Source organism: Mesorhizobium sp. DCY119, from assembly GCF_003590645.1.
Classification (GTDB): Bacteria; Pseudomonadota; Alphaproteobacteria; order Rhizobiales; family Rhizobiaceae; genus Mesorhizobium_M.
This window is the reverse complement of record NZ_CP031834.1, coordinates 764,386-780,853: the sequence shown is the minus strand read 5'-3', so window position 1 is coordinate 780,853 and position 16,468 is coordinate 764,386. Positions and strand designations below refer to the sequence as shown.

The 16,468-nt window shown below is 62.8% G+C and carries 18 protein-coding genes; 3 read left to right on the top strand and 15 right to left on the bottom strand.

Annotated elements, in window-relative coordinates; all coding sequences use genetic code 11:
* Window positions 1-65: 65 nt before the first annotated feature.
* The 5 genes from DZG07_RS03720 to DZG07_RS03700 all read right to left on the bottom strand — a co-directional run bounded on the left by DZG07_RS03720 (window position 66) and on the right by DZG07_RS03700 (window position 6,824).
* On the bottom strand, window positions 66-2,705 hold the full coding sequence (locus DZG07_RS03720; protein ID WP_119814385.1) for a DNA translocase FtsK: 2,640 nt from the start codon (window positions 2,703-2,705) through the stop codon (window positions 66-68).
* A gap of 135 nt (window positions 2,706-2,840) precedes the next feature.
* Complete coding sequence (locus DZG07_RS03715; RefSeq protein WP_133304720.1) at window positions 2,841-3,680, bottom strand: serine/threonine protein phosphatase; 840 nt, start codon at window positions 3,678-3,680, stop codon at window positions 2,841-2,843.
* Window positions 3,681-3,971: 291 nt separating this feature from the next.
* Complete coding sequence (locus DZG07_RS03710; RefSeq protein WP_119821369.1) at window positions 3,972-5,357, bottom strand: ammonium transporter; 1,386 nt, start codon at window positions 5,355-5,357, stop codon at window positions 3,972-3,974.
* Window positions 5,358-5,388: 31 nt separating this feature from the next.
* Window positions 5,389-5,727, bottom strand: coding sequence for a P-II family nitrogen regulator (locus DZG07_RS03705; protein WP_091908789.1), 339 nt, complete (start codon window positions 5,725-5,727; stop codon window positions 5,389-5,391).
* Window positions 5,728-5,960: 233 nt separating this feature from the next.
* The gene (locus DZG07_RS03700) at window positions 5,961-6,824 is read right to left on the bottom strand and encodes an acyl-CoA thioesterase II (protein WP_119814379.1); all 864 of its coding nucleotides are present in this window, start codon (window positions 6,822-6,824) and stop codon (window positions 5,961-5,963) included.
* Between the two features lie 96 nt (window positions 6,825-6,920).
* Between DZG07_RS03700 and DZG07_RS03695 the strand changes: the two genes are divergently transcribed.
* On the top strand, window positions 6,921-8,168 hold the full coding sequence (locus tag DZG07_RS03695; RefSeq protein ID WP_119814376.1) for a ubiquinone biosynthesis hydroxylase: 1,248 nt from the start codon (window positions 6,921-6,923) through the stop codon (window positions 8,166-8,168).
* A gap of 51 nt (window positions 8,169-8,219) precedes the next feature.
* Here the strand turns inward: DZG07_RS03695 and DZG07_RS03690 are convergent, their stop codons facing one another.
* The 3 genes from DZG07_RS03690 to DZG07_RS03680 all read right to left on the bottom strand — a co-directional run bounded on the left by DZG07_RS03690 (window position 8,220) and on the right by DZG07_RS03680 (window position 9,424).
* Window positions 8,220-8,747: a hypothetical protein gene (locus DZG07_RS03690; RefSeq protein ID WP_119814373.1), complete on the bottom strand. Its 528-nt coding sequence runs from the start codon at window positions 8,745-8,747 to the stop codon at window positions 8,220-8,222.
* A gap of 95 nt (window positions 8,748-8,842) precedes the next feature.
* Window positions 8,843-9,199, bottom strand: coding sequence for a YciI family protein (locus DZG07_RS03685; protein ID WP_119814370.1), 357 nt, complete (start codon window positions 9,197-9,199; stop codon window positions 8,843-8,845).
* 3 nt (window positions 9,200-9,202) lie between these two features.
* Window positions 9,203-9,424: a hypothetical protein gene (locus tag DZG07_RS03680; protein WP_091908773.1), complete on the bottom strand. Its 222-nt coding sequence runs from the start codon at window positions 9,422-9,424 to the stop codon at window positions 9,203-9,205.
* A 195-nt stretch (window positions 9,425-9,619) separates the two neighbouring features.
* Between DZG07_RS03680 and DZG07_RS03675 the strand changes: the two genes are divergently transcribed.
* The gene (locus DZG07_RS03675) at window positions 9,620-10,045 is read left to right on the top strand and encodes an OsmC family protein (RefSeq protein WP_119814367.1); all 426 of its coding nucleotides are present in this window, start codon (window positions 9,620-9,622) and stop codon (window positions 10,043-10,045) included.
* Between the two features lie 60 nt (window positions 10,046-10,105).
* On the opposite strand, the gene msrA is transcribed toward DZG07_RS03675, so the two are convergent.
* From msrA to DZG07_RS03640, 7 genes are all read right to left on the bottom strand, one after another.
* Window positions 10,106-10,720 (bottom strand): peptide-methionine (S)-S-oxide reductase MsrA, encoded by a 615-nt coding sequence (gene msrA, locus DZG07_RS03670; RefSeq protein ID WP_119814364.1) that lies wholly within the window; start codon window positions 10,718-10,720, stop codon window positions 10,106-10,108.
* A gap of 121 nt (window positions 10,721-10,841) precedes the next feature.
* On the bottom strand, window positions 10,842-11,480 hold the full coding sequence (locus tag DZG07_RS03665) for a DUF480 domain-containing protein (protein ID WP_119821367.1): 639 nt from the start codon (window positions 11,478-11,480) through the stop codon (window positions 10,842-10,844).
* 278 nt (window positions 11,481-11,758) lie between these two features.
* Window positions 11,759-12,538 carry a succinate dehydrogenase iron-sulfur subunit gene (locus DZG07_RS03660; protein WP_091908766.1) on the bottom strand — a complete coding sequence of 260 codons (780 nt, stop codon included), beginning with the start codon at window positions 12,536-12,538 and terminating at the stop codon, window positions 11,759-11,761.
* Window positions 12,539-12,554: 16 nt separating this feature from the next.
* Window positions 12,555-14,402, bottom strand: coding sequence for a succinate dehydrogenase flavoprotein subunit (sdhA, locus tag DZG07_RS03655; protein WP_119814360.1), 1,848 nt, complete (start codon window positions 14,400-14,402; stop codon window positions 12,555-12,557).
* A gap of 2 nt (window positions 14,403-14,404) precedes the next feature.
* Window positions 14,405-14,788, bottom strand: coding sequence for a succinate dehydrogenase, hydrophobic membrane anchor protein (gene sdhD, locus DZG07_RS03650; RefSeq protein ID WP_091908761.1), 384 nt, complete (start codon window positions 14,786-14,788; stop codon window positions 14,405-14,407).
* Between the two features lie 2 nt (window positions 14,789-14,790).
* Complete coding sequence (sdhC, locus tag DZG07_RS03645) at window positions 14,791-15,195, bottom strand: succinate dehydrogenase, cytochrome b556 subunit (RefSeq protein WP_091908758.1); 405 nt, start codon at window positions 15,193-15,195, stop codon at window positions 14,791-14,793.
* A 296-nt stretch (window positions 15,196-15,491) separates the two neighbouring features.
* Window positions 15,492-15,860, bottom strand: coding sequence for a hypothetical protein (locus DZG07_RS03640; protein ID WP_119814357.1), 369 nt, complete (start codon window positions 15,858-15,860; stop codon window positions 15,492-15,494).
* Between the two features lie 225 nt (window positions 15,861-16,085).
* Here DZG07_RS03640 and DZG07_RS03635 point away from each other — a divergent pair, with 225 nt between their 5' ends.
* Window positions 16,086-16,451 carry a hypothetical protein gene (locus DZG07_RS03635; RefSeq protein WP_162931539.1) on the top strand — a complete coding sequence of 122 codons (366 nt, stop codon included), beginning with the start codon at window positions 16,086-16,088 and terminating at the stop codon, window positions 16,449-16,451.
* Window positions 16,452-16,468: the final 17 nt, after the last annotated feature.

The window sequence follows — 16,468 nt, the reverse complement described above, 5'->3', positions numbered from 1 at the left end:
GGGCTGAAGTTTGTCGGCGGCAAGAGGCAAACCATCACGCCTGCGTCATTTTAAACTCACACCGTCTAAAACTTATCATCCTCCGTCGGCACCAGAATTTCGCGCTTTCCGGCGTGGTTGGCGGGGCCAACGATGCCTTCCTGCTCCATTTTCTCGATGATCGAGGCGGCTCGGTTGTAACCGATACCGAGGCGGCGCTGGATGTAGCTGGTCGAGGCCTTGCCATCGCGCAGGACCACCGCGACCGCCTGATCGTAAGGATCGTCGGAATCCTCGAAATTGCCGCCGCCACCGCCGCCCTTGCCGGACGGTGCGTCATCGTCGTCCTCGCCGTCATCCTCGGTGATGGCATCGAGATATTCGGGCACGCCCTGCAGCTTGAGATGGCCGACGATCTTCTCGACCTCGTCGTCGGAGACGAACGGTCCGTGCACGCGCTGGATGCGCCCGCCGCCGGCCATATAGAGCATGTCGCCCATGCCGAGCAGCTGCTCGGCGCCCTGCTCGCCCAGGATGGTGCGGCTGTCGATCTTCGACGTCACCTGGAAGGAGATGCGGGTCGGGAAATTGGCCTTGATCGTTCCGGTGATGACGTCGACCGACGGACGCTGCGTTGCCATGATGACATGGATGCCGGCGGCACGCGCCATCTGCGCCAGACGCTGCACCGCGCCTTCGATGTCCTTGCCGGCGACCATCATCAGGTCGGCCATTTCGTCGATGATGACGACGATGTAGGGCAGCGGCTCGAGGTCGAGGTTTTCGGTCTCGTAGATCGCCTCGCCGGTCTGGCGGTCGAAGCCGGTCTGCACCGTACGTGAAATGCGCTCGCCCTTCTTCTCCGCCTGCGCGACGCGCGCATTGAAACCGTCGATGTTGCGCACGCCGACCTTGGACATCTTGCGGTAGCGGTCCTCCATCTCCCGCACCGTCCATTTCAGCGCCACGACCGCCTTCTTCGGGTCGGTCACGACGGGCGTCAGCAGATGCGGGATGCCGTCATAGACCGACAGTTCGAGCATCTTCGGGTCGATCATGATCAGGCGGCATTCCTGCGGCGTCATGCGGTAGAGCAGCGACAGGATCATGGTGTTGATGGCGACAGACTTGCCCGAGCCGGTGGTGCCGGCAACGAGAACGTGCGGCATCTTGGCGATGTCGACGATGACGGCCTCGCCATTGATCGTCTTGCCGAGCGCCAGTGCCAGCTTGGCCTTGGTCGTCTCGAAATCGCGGCTCGCCATGATCTCGCGCAGATAAACGGTCTCGCGCTTGGCGTTGGGCAGTTCGATGCCGATGGCGTTGCGGCCGGGAACGACGGCGACGCGGGCGGCAATCGCGCTCATCGAGCGTGCGATGTCGTCGGCAAGGCCGATGACGCGAGACGACTTGATGCCAGGGGCCGGCTCCAGTTCATAGAGCGTGACGACCGGGCCGGGCCTGACATGGATGATCTCGCCCTTGACGCCGAAGTCTTCCAGCACGCCTTCGAGCAGGCGCGCATTCTGCTCCAGCGCGTCCTTCGACAGGCTGGCGTCGCGCACGACATTCTTCGGCTCGGTCAGGAAGTGCAGCGACGGCATTTCGAAGCTGTTCGAACCGATCAGCGACGTTTGGGCTTCGCGCTGGACCCGCGCACCGGGAACTGGGCGCGGCGCGGGCGCCTCCACGCGGGCGGATGCTGCTGCAGGCGTCCTGAAATTCTGGACCTGGGCTGCAGGCGAACGCGGCTCCGCCGCCTCGCCCGGCATGAAGTCGAGATCGTCTTCCGCGTCGATATCGTCGTCGAGTTCGTGGTGGGGAACGCGGCCGTCGGACACCATGGCGGCGAAGAATTCCGGCTCGACGCGCGCCCTGCCCTTGGCGCTGACCTTCGCCTCGGCCTGCTCGGCAAATTCGACGCGCTCGGCCGCACGGCGCCATGCGCTTTCGGGGCGCACCTCGACGTCGCGATATTCGTCATGCTCCTTCCGGCGCGCAGCCCGGCGGCGCAGGAAGGCACGGAACGACAGCCACCAATGGGTGATCGCGCCCAGCGCCAATATGCCTTCATCCTCGTCGTCATCGTCGAAGGAGGACGACAGGTCCTGCTCGCGCATGTCCTTTTCGTCGGGATCGACGACGGCAAAGCCGTTGGGACGCGAAATCAGCCCTGCACCGAAAGCGAATAGCCAGAGCGCCGGCCCTGCCAGAACCACGGCGATCAGGCTTGCCACCCAGCCGGTCGGATAGCCACCGGTGGCCATGCCCGGAACCTTCAGCACCATGTCGCCGAAGACGCCGCCAAGCCCGGTCGGCAGCGGCCAGGTTGCGGGTGGCGTGGTGCAGCCGGCAATGGCCGCAAATAAAAGCGAAGCGCCGAACCAGGCCAGCGCCCGGCGCGGCATGCGGTCGACACCACGCGCGGTCGCCAGGAAAAAGCCCCAGATCACGGCAGGAACGAGAGCAGCCACGGAAGACAACCCGTAGAACTGCATGGCGAGATCGGAAAACACCGCGCCCGGATAGCCCATCGCGTTGGTGATCGGGTTGTCGGTGGCATGGCTGAAGCTCGGGTCGGCGACGTTCCAGGTGCCAAGGCTGGCCAGCGCGAAGGCAACCGTCGCGAAACACGCAAGGCCGGTAATCCGCCCCACCTGCCTGCGTGCAAACGCCTGCAGGCCGTGTCCCGAATCGGTCAGCGCGAGTTGTGTGGCTGAACGCATGCCTCTTTCCCCGTCCAAAAATGGTGTTGCCTCGGCACGAACGCGCCTTGGGCAGAGTCGAGGATCAGATTATCGGGGGGAAGGTTAAGGCCGCATTAACCATGCAGCACTTCGCGGCACATGAAACAGGCTCGCCTACCGTTTCTCGGCGGCGTCCTTTTCGGCGTCGCGAAAAAAGTCCATCGCCGTCATGAAGCGCTCGAGGTCGCCGCCGAGATGGAATTTCGCCGCGACCCGGCCGAGCGGGATCAATACCCGGAAGAAATGAAGCAGCTGCGAAAGCGCTTCCAGCGTAGGCTTCGGGGCCGAAGCCTTGTAGGCCTGCAGCGCCAGCGTCGGTGTCTGGGGTTGCCGGGCACGATAAGTGATCTGGAAAAAGAGCAGCCAGACGTCGCGCGCCTGCGCGTCAGCCAATGGCATCACTGCTTCCGGTTCCTCCTCGAAGTCTAGAAAGCCGAACTGCCCATTATCGTCGACGACGAAATCGCGCGGATGCGGGCGGCCGTGGCAGAGGCCGGCCGCATGCACCTCGCCCAGAGCCTTGGCTGCACTTATCAGGAGGCTGTCATGGGCTGCCATGTCTCCTGCTTGTCGCAGCTGTATCATCTGCGCCTGCATCGTCTCGCCCATGTCGGACAGGGCCAGAACGTCGCCGCGCTGATAGAAGACTTCCGGCGCCCGAAAACCAGCTCCGCGAAAGGCCTTGATCTTGCGCAGTTCCCGCGCGGCCTTGCCTTCCGGGCTCGCCGGCAGTGATGACCTGATGAACCGCGGATACATCAGCGGCGAGACCAGCGCGTGCAGGCGCTTGCCCCAAGCCGTCCGCTCGGCGCCGAAATGCTTGAACCAAATCCGCTGGCCCCTGACCGCCGTGACGTGAAGCCGCGGAGCCTTGGGCGCTTCAGCGATGCGCGCGACCGCGCTGAGCGTCGCCGGATCGGCCTGCATCATCATGTCCGGTGAATGCTTCGACAATATGGAGCCTGCCGCAAACTGATTTGTGTCCTCAGTCGCTCAAGATAGGCGGCTTTCATTAGCTGTCTATATAACGGTGTGATTTTTTTCGTGAAGAGAGCTTCTGAAACCCACTCCCTGTTGCAGTTCGGTCGCAGTCCGCCAGACCACGCCGCAGCCACCGGAACATGTTGCCGGCGGTCAAAAAAAGAGGCCCGGACGAACCGGGCCTCAAAGGCGTGACACGGCTCCTTCAAACCGGTCACGACGGGATTTTCACCCGGCGACGGCATGCGTCGCCGGGTTGGAAGCTTACGAGTGGTAGGCCACTTCGCCGTGCGAGGTGAGGTCGAGGCCCTGCGATTCGGCTTCGACGGTCGGACGCAGCCCGACGATCACATCGACGATCTTGTAGAGGATGGCAGAGCCGACACCGCACCAGACGATGGTGACGAGAACCGCCTTGATCTGCACCCAGACCTGCGCGCCCATGGTCACGCCGTCGGCATAGCCGATGCCACCCAGCGCCGACGAGGCGAAGATGCCGGTGCCGATGGCGCCGACGATACCGCCGATGCCGTGCACGCCGAACACGTCGAGCGAGTCGTCGTAGCCGGCCTTGATCTTCACCACGGTGACGAAATAGTAGCAGATGATGCTGGCGATGGCGCCGAGCACGATCGCGCCGATCGGGCCGACGATGCCGGCAGCGGGCGTGACGGCGACCAGGCCGGCGATCATGCCGGAGGCAGCACCGAGCATCGAGGCCTTCTTGCGGGCCAGCGATTCCACCGCCACCCAGGCGATGATTGCGCCGGCAGTTGCGGTGAAGGTGTTGATCATAGCAAGAGCTGCACCGCCGGTGGCTTCAAGGTTGGAGCCGGCATTGAAGCCGAACCAGCCCACCCACAGGATCGAGGCACCGACCATGGTCAGCGTCATCGAGTGCGGAGCCATGTTGTCGCGTCCGTAGCCGTTGCGCTTGCCGACCAGGATCGCACCGACCAATGCGGCGATGCCGGCATTGATGTGGACGACCGTGCCGCCGGCGAAGTCGAGAGCGCCCCAGTTGAAGATCATGCCGCTCGAATCCCAGACCATGTGGGCGATCGGGAAGTAGACGAAGGTGACCCACAGCGCCACGAACAGGATCACGGCCGAGAACTTGATGCGCTCGGCGAAGGCGCCGACGATCAGGGCCGGCGTGATGCAGGCGAAGGTCATCTGGAAGCAGATGAAGACCAGTTCGGGGATGACGACGCCATCCGAGAAGGTCGCTACCGTGCTCTCAGGCGTGACGCCCGACAGGAACAGCTTGCCGAGACCGCCCCAATACGGGCTGGTGCCGCCACCGAAGGCGAAGGAGTAGCCGTAGACGACCCAGATGATGATGACGACAGCCACGATCATCGTGCACTGCATGAGGACGGAAAGCATGTTCTTGGTGCGCACGAGGCCGCCATAGAACAAAGCGAGGCCCGGCAGGGCCATGAACAGGACGAGGATGGTCGAGATCATCATCCAGGTCGTGTCGCCCTTGTCGGGCACGGCAACGGCGGGTGCTGCGGCTGCAGCAGCGTCCGCGGCAGCAGGCGCGGTTTCCTGGGCGAAGGCTGCGAGCGTGCCAAGTGCGCCGAGGGCAAGCGAGCCCAGAAGCGCGGTTTTGGCCGCCTTCTTCAAGGTGGTGGGAATATTCATTGAAATCTCCATGAGAATACGATTGGCCCGCTCAAAGCGCGTCGGTGTCGGTTTCGCCGGTGCGGATGCGTACCGCCTGGTCGATACCGAAGACGAAAATCTTTCCGTCGCCGATCTGCCCGGTCTTTGCCGCGCTCGAAATCGCCTCGACGGCCTTCTCGACCATGTCAGCGGCCACGGCCACTTCGATCTTCACTTTCGGCAGGAAGCTGACCGCGTATTCGGCTCCGCGATAGATTTCCGTATGCCCCTTCTGACGCCCGTAGCCTTTGACTTCGGTGACGGTCAGGCCCTGGATGCCGACGGCGGTGAGCGCTTCGCGCACCTCGTCGAGCTTGAACGGCTTGATGATTGCCATCACGATTTTCATAAGGTTTTTACCCCTTGCTTATGCGGGAACCCGCGATTGCATGACTTCGCCGGGTTGCCGAGAGCAGCCGGAGAGTGATCAGGGTAAATCAAGCTCCGTGCCAGTTCGCAGAACCGGCATTAAAGCGTTGTAAATCAAGGGGTTTTTGCTGCAGCGCAGTATAAGTCACCGCTTTAGCGACTATATGATTGCCTATAAATTAGGCAATTTATAGATTTTGCACATTCCGCAGGCTATCGCTTCACGCGGATAAGCCCTTCCTGCGCCACCGAGGCGATCAGCGTGCCGTCCTGCCCGTAAAGTGTACCGCGGGTGAAGCCCCGAGCACCGATCGTCGAGGGGCTGTCCTGCGTATAGAGCAGCCACCCGTCAAGCGGATGCTGCCTGTGGAACCACATGGCGTGGTCAAGGCTCGCCGCCTGGATGTCGCGATCAAAGACCGCGCGTCCGTGGGCGAAGGTGGAGGTGTCGAGCAGCGTCATGTCCGAGAGGTAGGCAAGCACTGCGGCTTGGGTGGCGCGATCTGCCGGCACGGGTCCAGTGGTGCGAATCCAGATGTTCTGCTCCGGGTCCAGCTTTTCGCGGCTGGTATAGTGCTTGAGCATCACTGGCTTCATTTCCACCGGCCTGTCGCGCTCCCAATAGCGGCGAATACCTTCCGGCACCGTCTCGCCGAATTCCTTGATCAGGTCGTTCTGCGTGCCGAGCGTCTCGGGCGCCGGCACGCCGAGAGGCATCGGCACCTGATGCTCCAACCCCGGCTCGTCAAGCTGGAACGAGGCTTCCAGCGAAAAAATGGCATGGCCGTGCTGGATGGCAACGACGCGCCGCGTGGTGAAACTCTTGCCGTCGCGGATGCGGTCGACTTCATAAATGATCGGAACCTGCGTATCGCCGGGACGCATGAAATAGCCGTGCAGCGAATGCACATAACGGTCGGGCGCGACTGTGCGCTGCGCCGCGACCAGCGCCTGCGCGATGGTCTGCCCGCCGAACACGCGCTGCCAGTCGAGTTTCGGGCTGCGACCACGATACAGGTTGTGTTCGAGCTTCTCGAGGTCGAGAATGGCGAGAAGTTCCTGCATGGCCGCCGACATTTTTCGAACCCTTTTCGAAGCGAAGGAATTGGCACGGTTTCCAACAGGAACATTCGCCCAAGTCAAGGCGAAGCGAAAGTGACGGAGGATAGAGCGATGGCTGGAAACGCAGGCACACACCGCAAGGAACCGACGCTCGACGTGCTGATTGCGGGCGCGGGCTATGTCGGTCTTGCCGCTGCCGTCTCGATGAAGCAGGCGCGTCCCAATCTCGCCATCGCCGTGGTCGACGCCGCACCCGAAGGCGTGTGGCAGCGCGACACCCGCGCCTCGGCAATCGCCGCCGCCGCCTGCCGCATGCTCGGCCGCCTCGGTTGCTGGGACGAAATCCTGCCGCAGGCCCAGCCGATCACCGACATGATCGTCACCGATTCGCGCACTGCTGATCCCGTCCGGCCGATCTACCTGACCTTCGACGGCGAAGTTGCGCCCGGCGAACCCTTCGCCCACATGGTCGCCAATAAGGTGCTGAACGGCGCGCTGCGCCGCCGCGCTGGTGAACTCGGTATCGACATCATAGAAGGCGTCGCCGTCAGCTCATTCGAGACCGGCGTTGCCGGCATCGCCATCCATCTTGCCGACGGCACGTCGCTGGGAGCCAAGCTGCTGGTCGCCGCCGATGGCGTCAATTCGCGGCTGCGCGACATGGCCGGCATCAAGACGGTGAAATGGGAATATGGCCAGTCCGGCATCGTCTGCACCATCGCTCATGAACGCCCGCACAATGGCCGTGCCGAAGAGCATTTCCTGCCAGCTGGCCCCTTCGCCATCCTGCCGTTGACCGGCAACCGCTCCTCCATCGTCTGGACCGAGCGCACCGCCGACGCCGAGCGGCTGGTCGCCAGCGACGAACTCGTCTTCGAAAGCGAACTGGAACAGCGCTTCGGCCTGAAGCTCGGAGAATTGCGCGTCGAGGGCAAGCCCCGCGCCTGGCCGCTGGGACTCACCCTTGCCCGCGCCTTCGTCGCGCCACGCTTCGCGCTCGCCGGCGATGCCGCCCACGGCATCCACCCCATCGCCGGCCAGGGGCTCAATCTCGGCTTCAAGGATTCGGCAGCGCTGGCAGAAACAGTCGTCGAGGCCGACCGGCTCGGCCAGGACATCGGCGCGCTCGACGTGCTGCAGCGCTACGAGCGTTGGCGCCGTTTCGACACGGTGCAGATGGGCGTCACCACCGACGTGCTGAACCGCCTGTTCTCCAATGATTTCGGCCCGCTGCGCGCTGCCCGCGACATCGGCCTCGGCCTCGTCGACCGCATGCCGCGCATGAAGTCTTTCTTCATAAGGCAGGCGTCCGGCCTGACCGGCAACACGCCGCGGCTTTTGCGGGGCGAGTCGATCTGAAAACAATTCCGGGAAAACTACGCAGCATCCGGAATTGCGTCCAGGGATCGATTAGTGGATCTCGAAGCCGAGCTTCTGGCGCAGGCGTCGCACGCGCTGATCATGGGCCGAAGAGCGCTCGCCTGACGCCCGCGCGACGCCCTCGACCATCGTGACCAGTTCTTCCCGCTCATCCGCATCCAGGCGCTCGCGCAGAAACGGCGCAAGCTTGTCGATCACCACATTCGCATCATCGATCTGCGACGCAGCCCATTTGCCATAGATGACGGCCTCATCGGTTTTCTTCGCATCAGTGATGCCGGAAACGGCCTCCCGAATGGCGGTTTCGTGCGCCGGCGTCAGCGGGGTGTCTTCCGAGACGATCGCCGTGATCAGCGTCGCCGCCGCCACGACGGGATCGTCGATGGCCGTGAGCGGCGAAAGTGCGGCCTGCTTGCGCAGCTTCTTGCGCCGCACCGAGCCGCGCACGCGGCCAACCGCATCGGCGACCTCACTTGCCGCCTCGCTCATATATTTGACCCGGTACCACCAGAAGGCGGCAGCCCCCATAAGGCCGATCGCAGCAATCAGGATATGCATGCCAAATCCCCCGAAAACGGCGGCAGGATAAGGAAACTAATTCCTCCTTTCAACACGCAAAAGTTGCACGCTCGACGATTTGCACGAGCCTCGGGCTAGTCTCCGCGAAAATTATAGACAGGCCGCACCTCGATCGCGCCCAGCTTTGCCAGCGGGATCTTGCCGGCGATTTCCACCGCCTCTTCGAAATCCCTGGCCTCGATCATGATGAACCCGAGAAGCTGCTCCTTGGTCTCGGCGAAGGGACCGTCCGTCACCAGCGCCTTGCCCTTCCGGCTCCTGACGGTTTTCGTGACCTTAACCGGTTGCAGCGCCTGCGCGACGATCAGATGGCCGCTGGCGGTGAGCGCGTCGTCATAGGCACCGGAGTCGTGGTCGAGCGCCTTCATTTCGGCGGGCGACATGGCATGGAGCTTGGCTTCTGCTCCATGGACGAGGCAAACATATTTCATGATCTATCTCCTCTCATAGGTGACATCTGCCTGCGCAAGAAGGTCCGGCTGCCTGTCCGGAGCATAGGACGATGCGACATCGAGAACATGCACGGCAGAAAATATGACGGTCAGCATGACCAGCAGGCGCGCAACGCCAGATGACGGGATACAAAAGCCGCCGGCAGTCACCTGACCGGGTTTGGGGACGATCTTTCCAAGATCGGCGTGAAGCAGCGAATACATTCGAACCTCCTGCACACGCCACGGAAACATTCCGTGGCCGCCCCTAGGACGACAGGCGCTCCGGCTTCCCGACATTTTTGACATCGACTTTTTTCGCATGCCCCGAAAGCCGTCACACATGGCAGATGCGGAAAGGCGCGCTATATTCAACCCGTCGCCGCATCATCGGCCTGCAAAATCAAATGGGAGAACCTCATGAACCGTCACGCCACCGCCATCTGGAAGGGAACGCTCACCGAGGGTACCGGCACGCTCGACACCCAGAGCGGCGCCCTCAAGGCCGCGCCCTACTCCTTCAAGATGCGTTTCGAGGACGAGAGCGGCAAATCCGGCACCAATCCGGAAGAGCTGATCGCCGCCGCCCATGCCGGCTGCTTTGCCATGCAGCTGTCGCATTTCCTGGCCGAAAACGGCACGCCCGCCGACGAACTGAATGCCAAGGCGGTGGTCACCCTCATTCCCGGCACCGGCATCACCGAAAGCGCCATCACGCTCACCGGCAAGGTGCCCGGCATCGACGCCGCCAAATTCAAGGAACTGACCGAGAAGGCCAAAGCCGAATGCCCGGTCTCCAAGGCGCTCGGCGCAATCAAGGTCACGCTGAACGCCAGCCTCGCCTGATCTTTCGTTAAATGAAAACGGGCGCCCTGTGCGCCCGTTTTTCGTTCCGGCAGCTCGCGCTCAGTGCGCGGCGATGCCCTGATGCGCGGCCTTACCCCACACGGCATCGATGCGGTCGTCGCGCCCGCAGGAATAGCGGTAGTATTTGTAGCGGACCGGGTTTTTCTTGTAGTAATCCTGATGGTAATCCTCGGCCGGCCAGAAGGTCGGTGCGGCCACGATTTCCGTGGCAATCGGCTGCTTCAGCACCTCCGCGATCGCTTCCTTCGATTTCTCCGCCTCGGCCAGTTGCTCCGCGCCGACCGCATAGATCGCGGTCGTATAGCTGTGGCCTCGGTCGCAGAACTGGCCGCCGCCATCCGTCGGGTCGACCGAATGCCAGAAGGCGTCGAGCAGTTTGTCGTAGCTGGTCTTGGTATCGTCGAATTCTATTTTCACGGCCTCGCGGTGTCCGGCGGCGGTGTGATCCTCATAGGTGGGATTGTCGTTCGTGCCGCCGATATAGCCGGAGGTGGTTGAAGTCACGCCCGGCACATGGTCGAAGTCCGATTCTACGCACCAGAAGCAGCCGCCGGCAAAGATCGCCGTCTGCGTCTTGGCGAATGCAGCACCTGCCGGCGCTGACAGCGCGGCAGCAAGTGCAAGACAGGTTACTGCGAAAGCTCTGCGCACCATGAAACATCCTCCTGCGGTAAAGACGTAGCCGAACCGCAAGAGGTTTCAAAATCAAGCTGAAACACGCTGGCGTGATTATTCAGGTGACGGACTGGTTCCGGGCCGATCTTCGGTCGCCGGCTCAGGCGCCCAGCGCGTCGAGGCGGGCACGCAAGGCAGCGACCTCTTCTTCCAGCGCCTGTATCCGCACCTCGAGATCAGACGCCGGCACGGATGACACGCTGCGCTGCGCTGCAAATGCGGCAACATCGACCGGCCCGCTCAGAAGATGGGCGTAGCGGTCCTCGCGCTGGCCGGGGCCACGACCGATTTCCTGCACCAGCGCCGGGCGCTTGCCGATCAGCATGTCGAGTTCTTCGCGCAGTTCGTCTACCGACGGGAACCGCGCCATGCGCTCGCTGCGCGCCAGAAGCTCGTTCACCGTCTGCGGCCCGCGCAGCAGGAGCAGGCCGACAATGGCGATCTGCGGCGAAGTCATCGAAAAGCGCTGCGTGGCAAGATGCTCGTAGCGCTCGACGCGCGAGCCGAAAACCTGGCGAACCAGCCCCTTCTGCTCAAGCAGCTTCAGCGCCCGGTGCACCTCCCCCTGCTCCAGCGCCATGACCGGCTCGCGCGCCGTTTTCTGGTTGGCGGCGGCATGGGCCGCATTGAGCGTCAGCGGATAGACATCCGGCGTCAGCTCCTTCTTCTCGATCAGGCAACCGAGTACGCGGGCTTCTGAGGGATTGAGGACGGGGAGGTCTGTGGCGCCATCTGACATGTTCATGAACTCGCTATGTGGCTGATCGTGCGTCCTTCGAGGCTCGCCATCAAACGCCGCATCAAGCGCGGACATTTCAAACAGGCTCGCACCTCAGGATGAGGAAGGTCGCGCAAGCTTTAATATCGATCTACCGCCAGCGTGCCAAGAACACCGGAACCCTTTAGAGCTTCCAACCGGGGCAAAACGCCCCTCATCCTGAGGTGCGAGCCCGCACGCCCCTATGCTGTTAGGAGCAAACTCCAAACGGCGAGCCTCGAAGGACGCACCAACGGCGCCTAAACCCGCCGCTCCACCATCATCTTCTTGATCTCCGCAATCGCCTTGGCCGGGTTGAGACCCTTGGGGCAAGTCTGCGCGCAGTTCATGATGGTGTGGCAGCGGTAGAGCCGGAACGGGTCTTCGAGATTGTCGAGCCGCTCGCCGGTTGCCTCATCGCGACTGTCGATCAGCCAGCGATAGGCCTGCAGCAGCGTTGCCGGGCCGAGATAGCGGTCGCCGTTCCACCAGTAGCTCGGGCACGAGGTCGAGCAGCAGGCGCACAGGATGCACTCGTAGAGCCCGTCGAGCTTGGCGCGGTCGTCATGGCTCTGCAGCCATTCCTTGGCCGGCTCCGGCGAGACGGTCTTCAGCCAGGGCTCGATCGAGCGGTGCTGGGCGTAGAAATTTGTCAGGTCCGGCACCAAATCCTTGACCACCTGCATATGCGGCAGCGGATAGATCTTGATCGCGCCCGAAATATCGTCGCAGCCCTTGGTGCAGGCCAGCGTGTTCGAGCCGTCGATGTTCATGGCACAGGAGCCGCAGATGCCCTCGCGGCAGGAACGGCGCAAGGTCAGCGTCGGGTCGATGTTGTTCTTGATCCACAACAACGCGTCGAGAACCATCGGCCCGCAATCGTCCATGTCGACGAAATAGGTGTCGATGCTCGGGTTCTCGCCATCGTCCGGCGACCAGCGATAGATGCGGTATTCGCGCAGATTGGTGGCGCCCTCCGGCTTCGGCCAGGTCTTGCCCTGTCTGATCTGGGAGTTCTTGGGAAGGGTAAGTTCGACCATCTCGATTATCCCTCGATCAATAGACCCGCGCCTTGGGCGCGATCTTTGCCAGGCTGATGCCGCCGTCTTCTTCCCTGACCAGCGGCTCGGTGTGAACCGGCCGGTAGGAGAGCGTCACCTTGCCGTCCTCGGCGACATGGGCCAGCGTGTGCTTGCGCCAGCCGGCGTCGTCGCGCTTGTCGAAATCCTCGCGCGCATGCGCGCCGCGGCTCTCTTTGCGCGCTTCCGCGCCGTAGACGGTAGGTATGGCATTGGCCATCAGGTTTTCCAGTTCCAGCGTCTCGACGAGATCGGAATTCCAGATCATCGAGCGGTCGAACACCTTGACGTCCTTGAGCTCGCTCCACAGCGCCGACATGCGCTTGCAGCCCTGCGCCAGCGATTCCTGGGTGCGGAACACGGCGGCGTCTTCCTGCATGATCTTCTGCATCTTCTCGCGAAGAACAGCCGTCGGCGTGCTGCCATTGGCGTTACGCAGGCGGTCGAAGCGGGCCATGATCTTCTCGACCGACTTCTCGTTGATCGGCGGAATGGGTGCCGCCCGGTCGATCACCTCGCCGGCGCGGATGGCGGCAGCGCGGCCGAACACCACCAGATCGATCAGCGAATTGGAGCCGAGGCGGTTCGCACCGTGCACCGAGGCACAGCCGGCCTCGCCGACAGCCATCAGGCCGGGCGACACGCGGTCGGGATTGTCCTTGGTCGGGTTCAGCACCTCGCCCCAGTAATTCGTGGGAATGCCGCCCATATTGTAATGCACGGTCGGCAGAACCGGGATCGGCTCGCGGGTCACGTCGACGCCGGCAAAAATCTTTGCCGATTCCGAAATGCCCGGCAGGCGCTCATGCAGCACGGCCGGATCGAGATGGTCGAGGTGCAGGAAGATGTGGTCCTTGTTCTTGCCGACGCCGCGGCCCTCGCGGATTTCCAGCGTCATGCAGCGTGAAACCACGTCGCGCGAGGCCAAGTCCTTGGCCGACGGCGCATAGCGCTCCATGAAGCGCTCGCCCTCGGAGTTGACGAGATAGCCGCCTTCGCCGCGCGCACCCTCGGTGATCAGGCAGCCCGAGCCGTAGATGCCGGTCGGGTGGAACTGCACGAACTCCATGTCCTGCAGCGGCAGGCCGGCACGGGCAACCATGCCGCCACCGTCGCCGGTGCAGGTATGGGCCGAGGTCGCCGAGAAATAGGCGCGGCCATAGCCGCCAGTGGCCAGCACCACCATCTTGGCCGAGAAGCGGTGGATGGTGCCGTCGTCGAGGTTCCAGGCGACGACGCCGGTGCAGACGCCATCGTCCGACATGATCAGGTCGAGCGCGAAATACTCGATGAAGAACTGCGCATTATGCTTCAGCGACTGGCCGTAAAGCGTGTGCAATATGGCGTGGCCGGTGCGGTCTGCGGCAGCGCAGGTGCGCTGCACGGGCGGGCCGTCGCCATAGTTCATCATGTGGCCGCCGAATGGCCGCTGGTAGATCTTGCCTTCCTCGGTGCGCGAGAACGGCACGCCGTAATGCTCGAGCTCGTAGACGGCCGCAGGCGCCTGCTTGACCATGTATTCCATGGCGTCCATGTCGCCGAGCCAGTCGGAGCCCTTGACGGTGTCATACATATGCCACTGCCAGGAATCCGGCCCCATGTTGGACAGCGAGGCGGCAATGCCGCCCTGTGCCGCAACTGTGTGCGAGCGCGTCGGGAAAACCTTGGTGATGCAGGCGGTCTTCAGCCCCTGCTCGGCCATGCCGAGCGTGGCGCGCAGGCCCGAGCCGCCGGCTCCAACCACCACCACGTCGAACTTGTGGTCGACATAGGTGTAACCGTCACCGGCCGGTGCCGCGCCATTGCCTTTTTGATCCTTGGCCATGGTCAGCCCCCGAATGCGATTTTGAGCAGGGCGAAGAGCGAAGCAACGCCGACCGCGATGGTGAAAAACGTGTTGAGCACGATGAGCGCCAGCTTGCCGCCCTCGCCATGCACATAGTCCTCGATGATGACCTGCATGCCGAGCCGCATGTGATAGAGGCCGGAGATCAGGAACATCGCCAGGATCAGCGCCACGAAGGGATTGGCAAGCACTGCCCGCACTTCGGCGTAGCTGGCGCCGTTGAGCGAGACCAGCAGGCCGATGAAGAACAGGGTGAGCGGAATGTTGGCGATGGCGGTCAGCCGTTGGCGCCAGAAATGCTCGGTGCCTTCGCGGGCCGAGCCCAAGCCGCGGACTTTTTTGAGAGGTGTGCGCATATCAGCCATGATCACATCCCCCGCGCCATGTAGCCGGCGACCCAGATGAGCACGGTCAGCACGACCGACGCGATCACCGTTGCCCAGGCGATCTTGGAGGCGGTGCGCTTTTCAAGCCCGGCGCCTGTATCCCAGATCAGGTGGCGGATGCCGCCCATCAGGTGCTGCATCAGCGCCCAGGTGTAGCCGAACAGCACGAGACGGCCGATCCAGCTTCCAAGAACCCAGCTGACGAAGTCGAAATACTGCTCTGATGTCGCTGCCGCGATCAGCCACCAGGCGACCAGCAGCGTGCCAAAATAAAGCGCCCCGCCGGTGATACGATGGATGATCGACATCGTCATCGTGATCAGCGGTTTATAGATCGTCAGATGCGGCGACAGAGGCCTTGCTTGGGTGGCTGGTGATTTGCTCATGGCTCCCCTTTCGTCGCCCGAAATATTCCGAAGGTGCCGATGCGGGAATGCGGCGTGGCCTTCTCGGAATGCGACTTCGGACAGCCGCGTTCTAATGCGCTTTTTGCACCGCGTCAAAGCCGGAAAAGCGTTTCGGAAGAGCTATTTCGTCAAAAGCGCGAGAGGGTCAAGTCACTGTTTCCGCTTCAATCGATTGAAGCCTGCATGACAAAACACGGTGAATTGAACCATCGGCGACAAGAGCAGGGGCGCCGCTTTCGGATCGCGCTGTGTTGCAGCGCAACCAGAACGGCGAATCAGCGATTGCAGGTCACCGGTTCCTTGCCGCTTTTCATGTAGAGCGCCTCCTTGCCGTCCAGCACCAGCGCATAGGGCGTTTCGCCGTAGCGCGACTGCTGCGTGGCGGGCGAAGCGGGTAGATCGACGCTTTCGCCTTCGGGATCGACCAGCTTCACCGAGGTGCGGAAATTGTCGACCGTCAGCGTGCCTCTCGGGCCGCAGCTGTATGTCGCGTGGCTTGGTTGACTGGTCGTTTCCGTGCCCGCCGCCTTGGCGGCAGCACTGCCGGCATGTCCTTCCGAAACGCAGGAGGCGACCAGCAACAGCGGGATCATGGCGAATGCGGCAATGAGGAACGCGCCGCCGCTCGATTTTCTGTCTGACATGCCGCGCAAGCTACCCGGTTTGCCACCGAAAGATCAACCATGGGACTGCGGACCGCACCCGCGGATCCCGTGATCAGCCCGGCTGGCAGCCAAGGCGGCGCAAACACTGAAAATTAACCACGTTTATTAATTCATTTCGCTGCAAACGCGCGAGGCTCTTAACAAAGGTTAATAAAGCGTTAACGTTATGCCGTCGGGGGTCGACCTCGCTCGATGGAGAAAGCCATGCATTCGAACGGCCGCAAGATGCTTTTCCTGCCGGTGATTCTGGCCGTCGCGGCCATGGGCGCTTCCTCGCCGGCACTGGCCGGCGGCAACCATGACCGCGTCTATGCCGACAGTTTCGGCAATCTCGTCGTTGAAACTGCGGCGGGCTACAAGCGGATCGTCGTTGGTCAGGGCCATATGGCCCGCGAGCTCTCAAGCTACACCCAGGCCGGTCGGCCGAAGGTCGTGCATGTCGAGGGGCCCGGCGGCGTGTTCGCCTACGAGCGCGGCTGCTTCCGCCCGCCTGTTCTGGTCAAGGGCCGCAGCTATATGTACGGCTTCGACCAGGGCGAGATTCCACTGCAGGGCGGCCCCTGCCGCTAGATCATGATCAAAGTCCG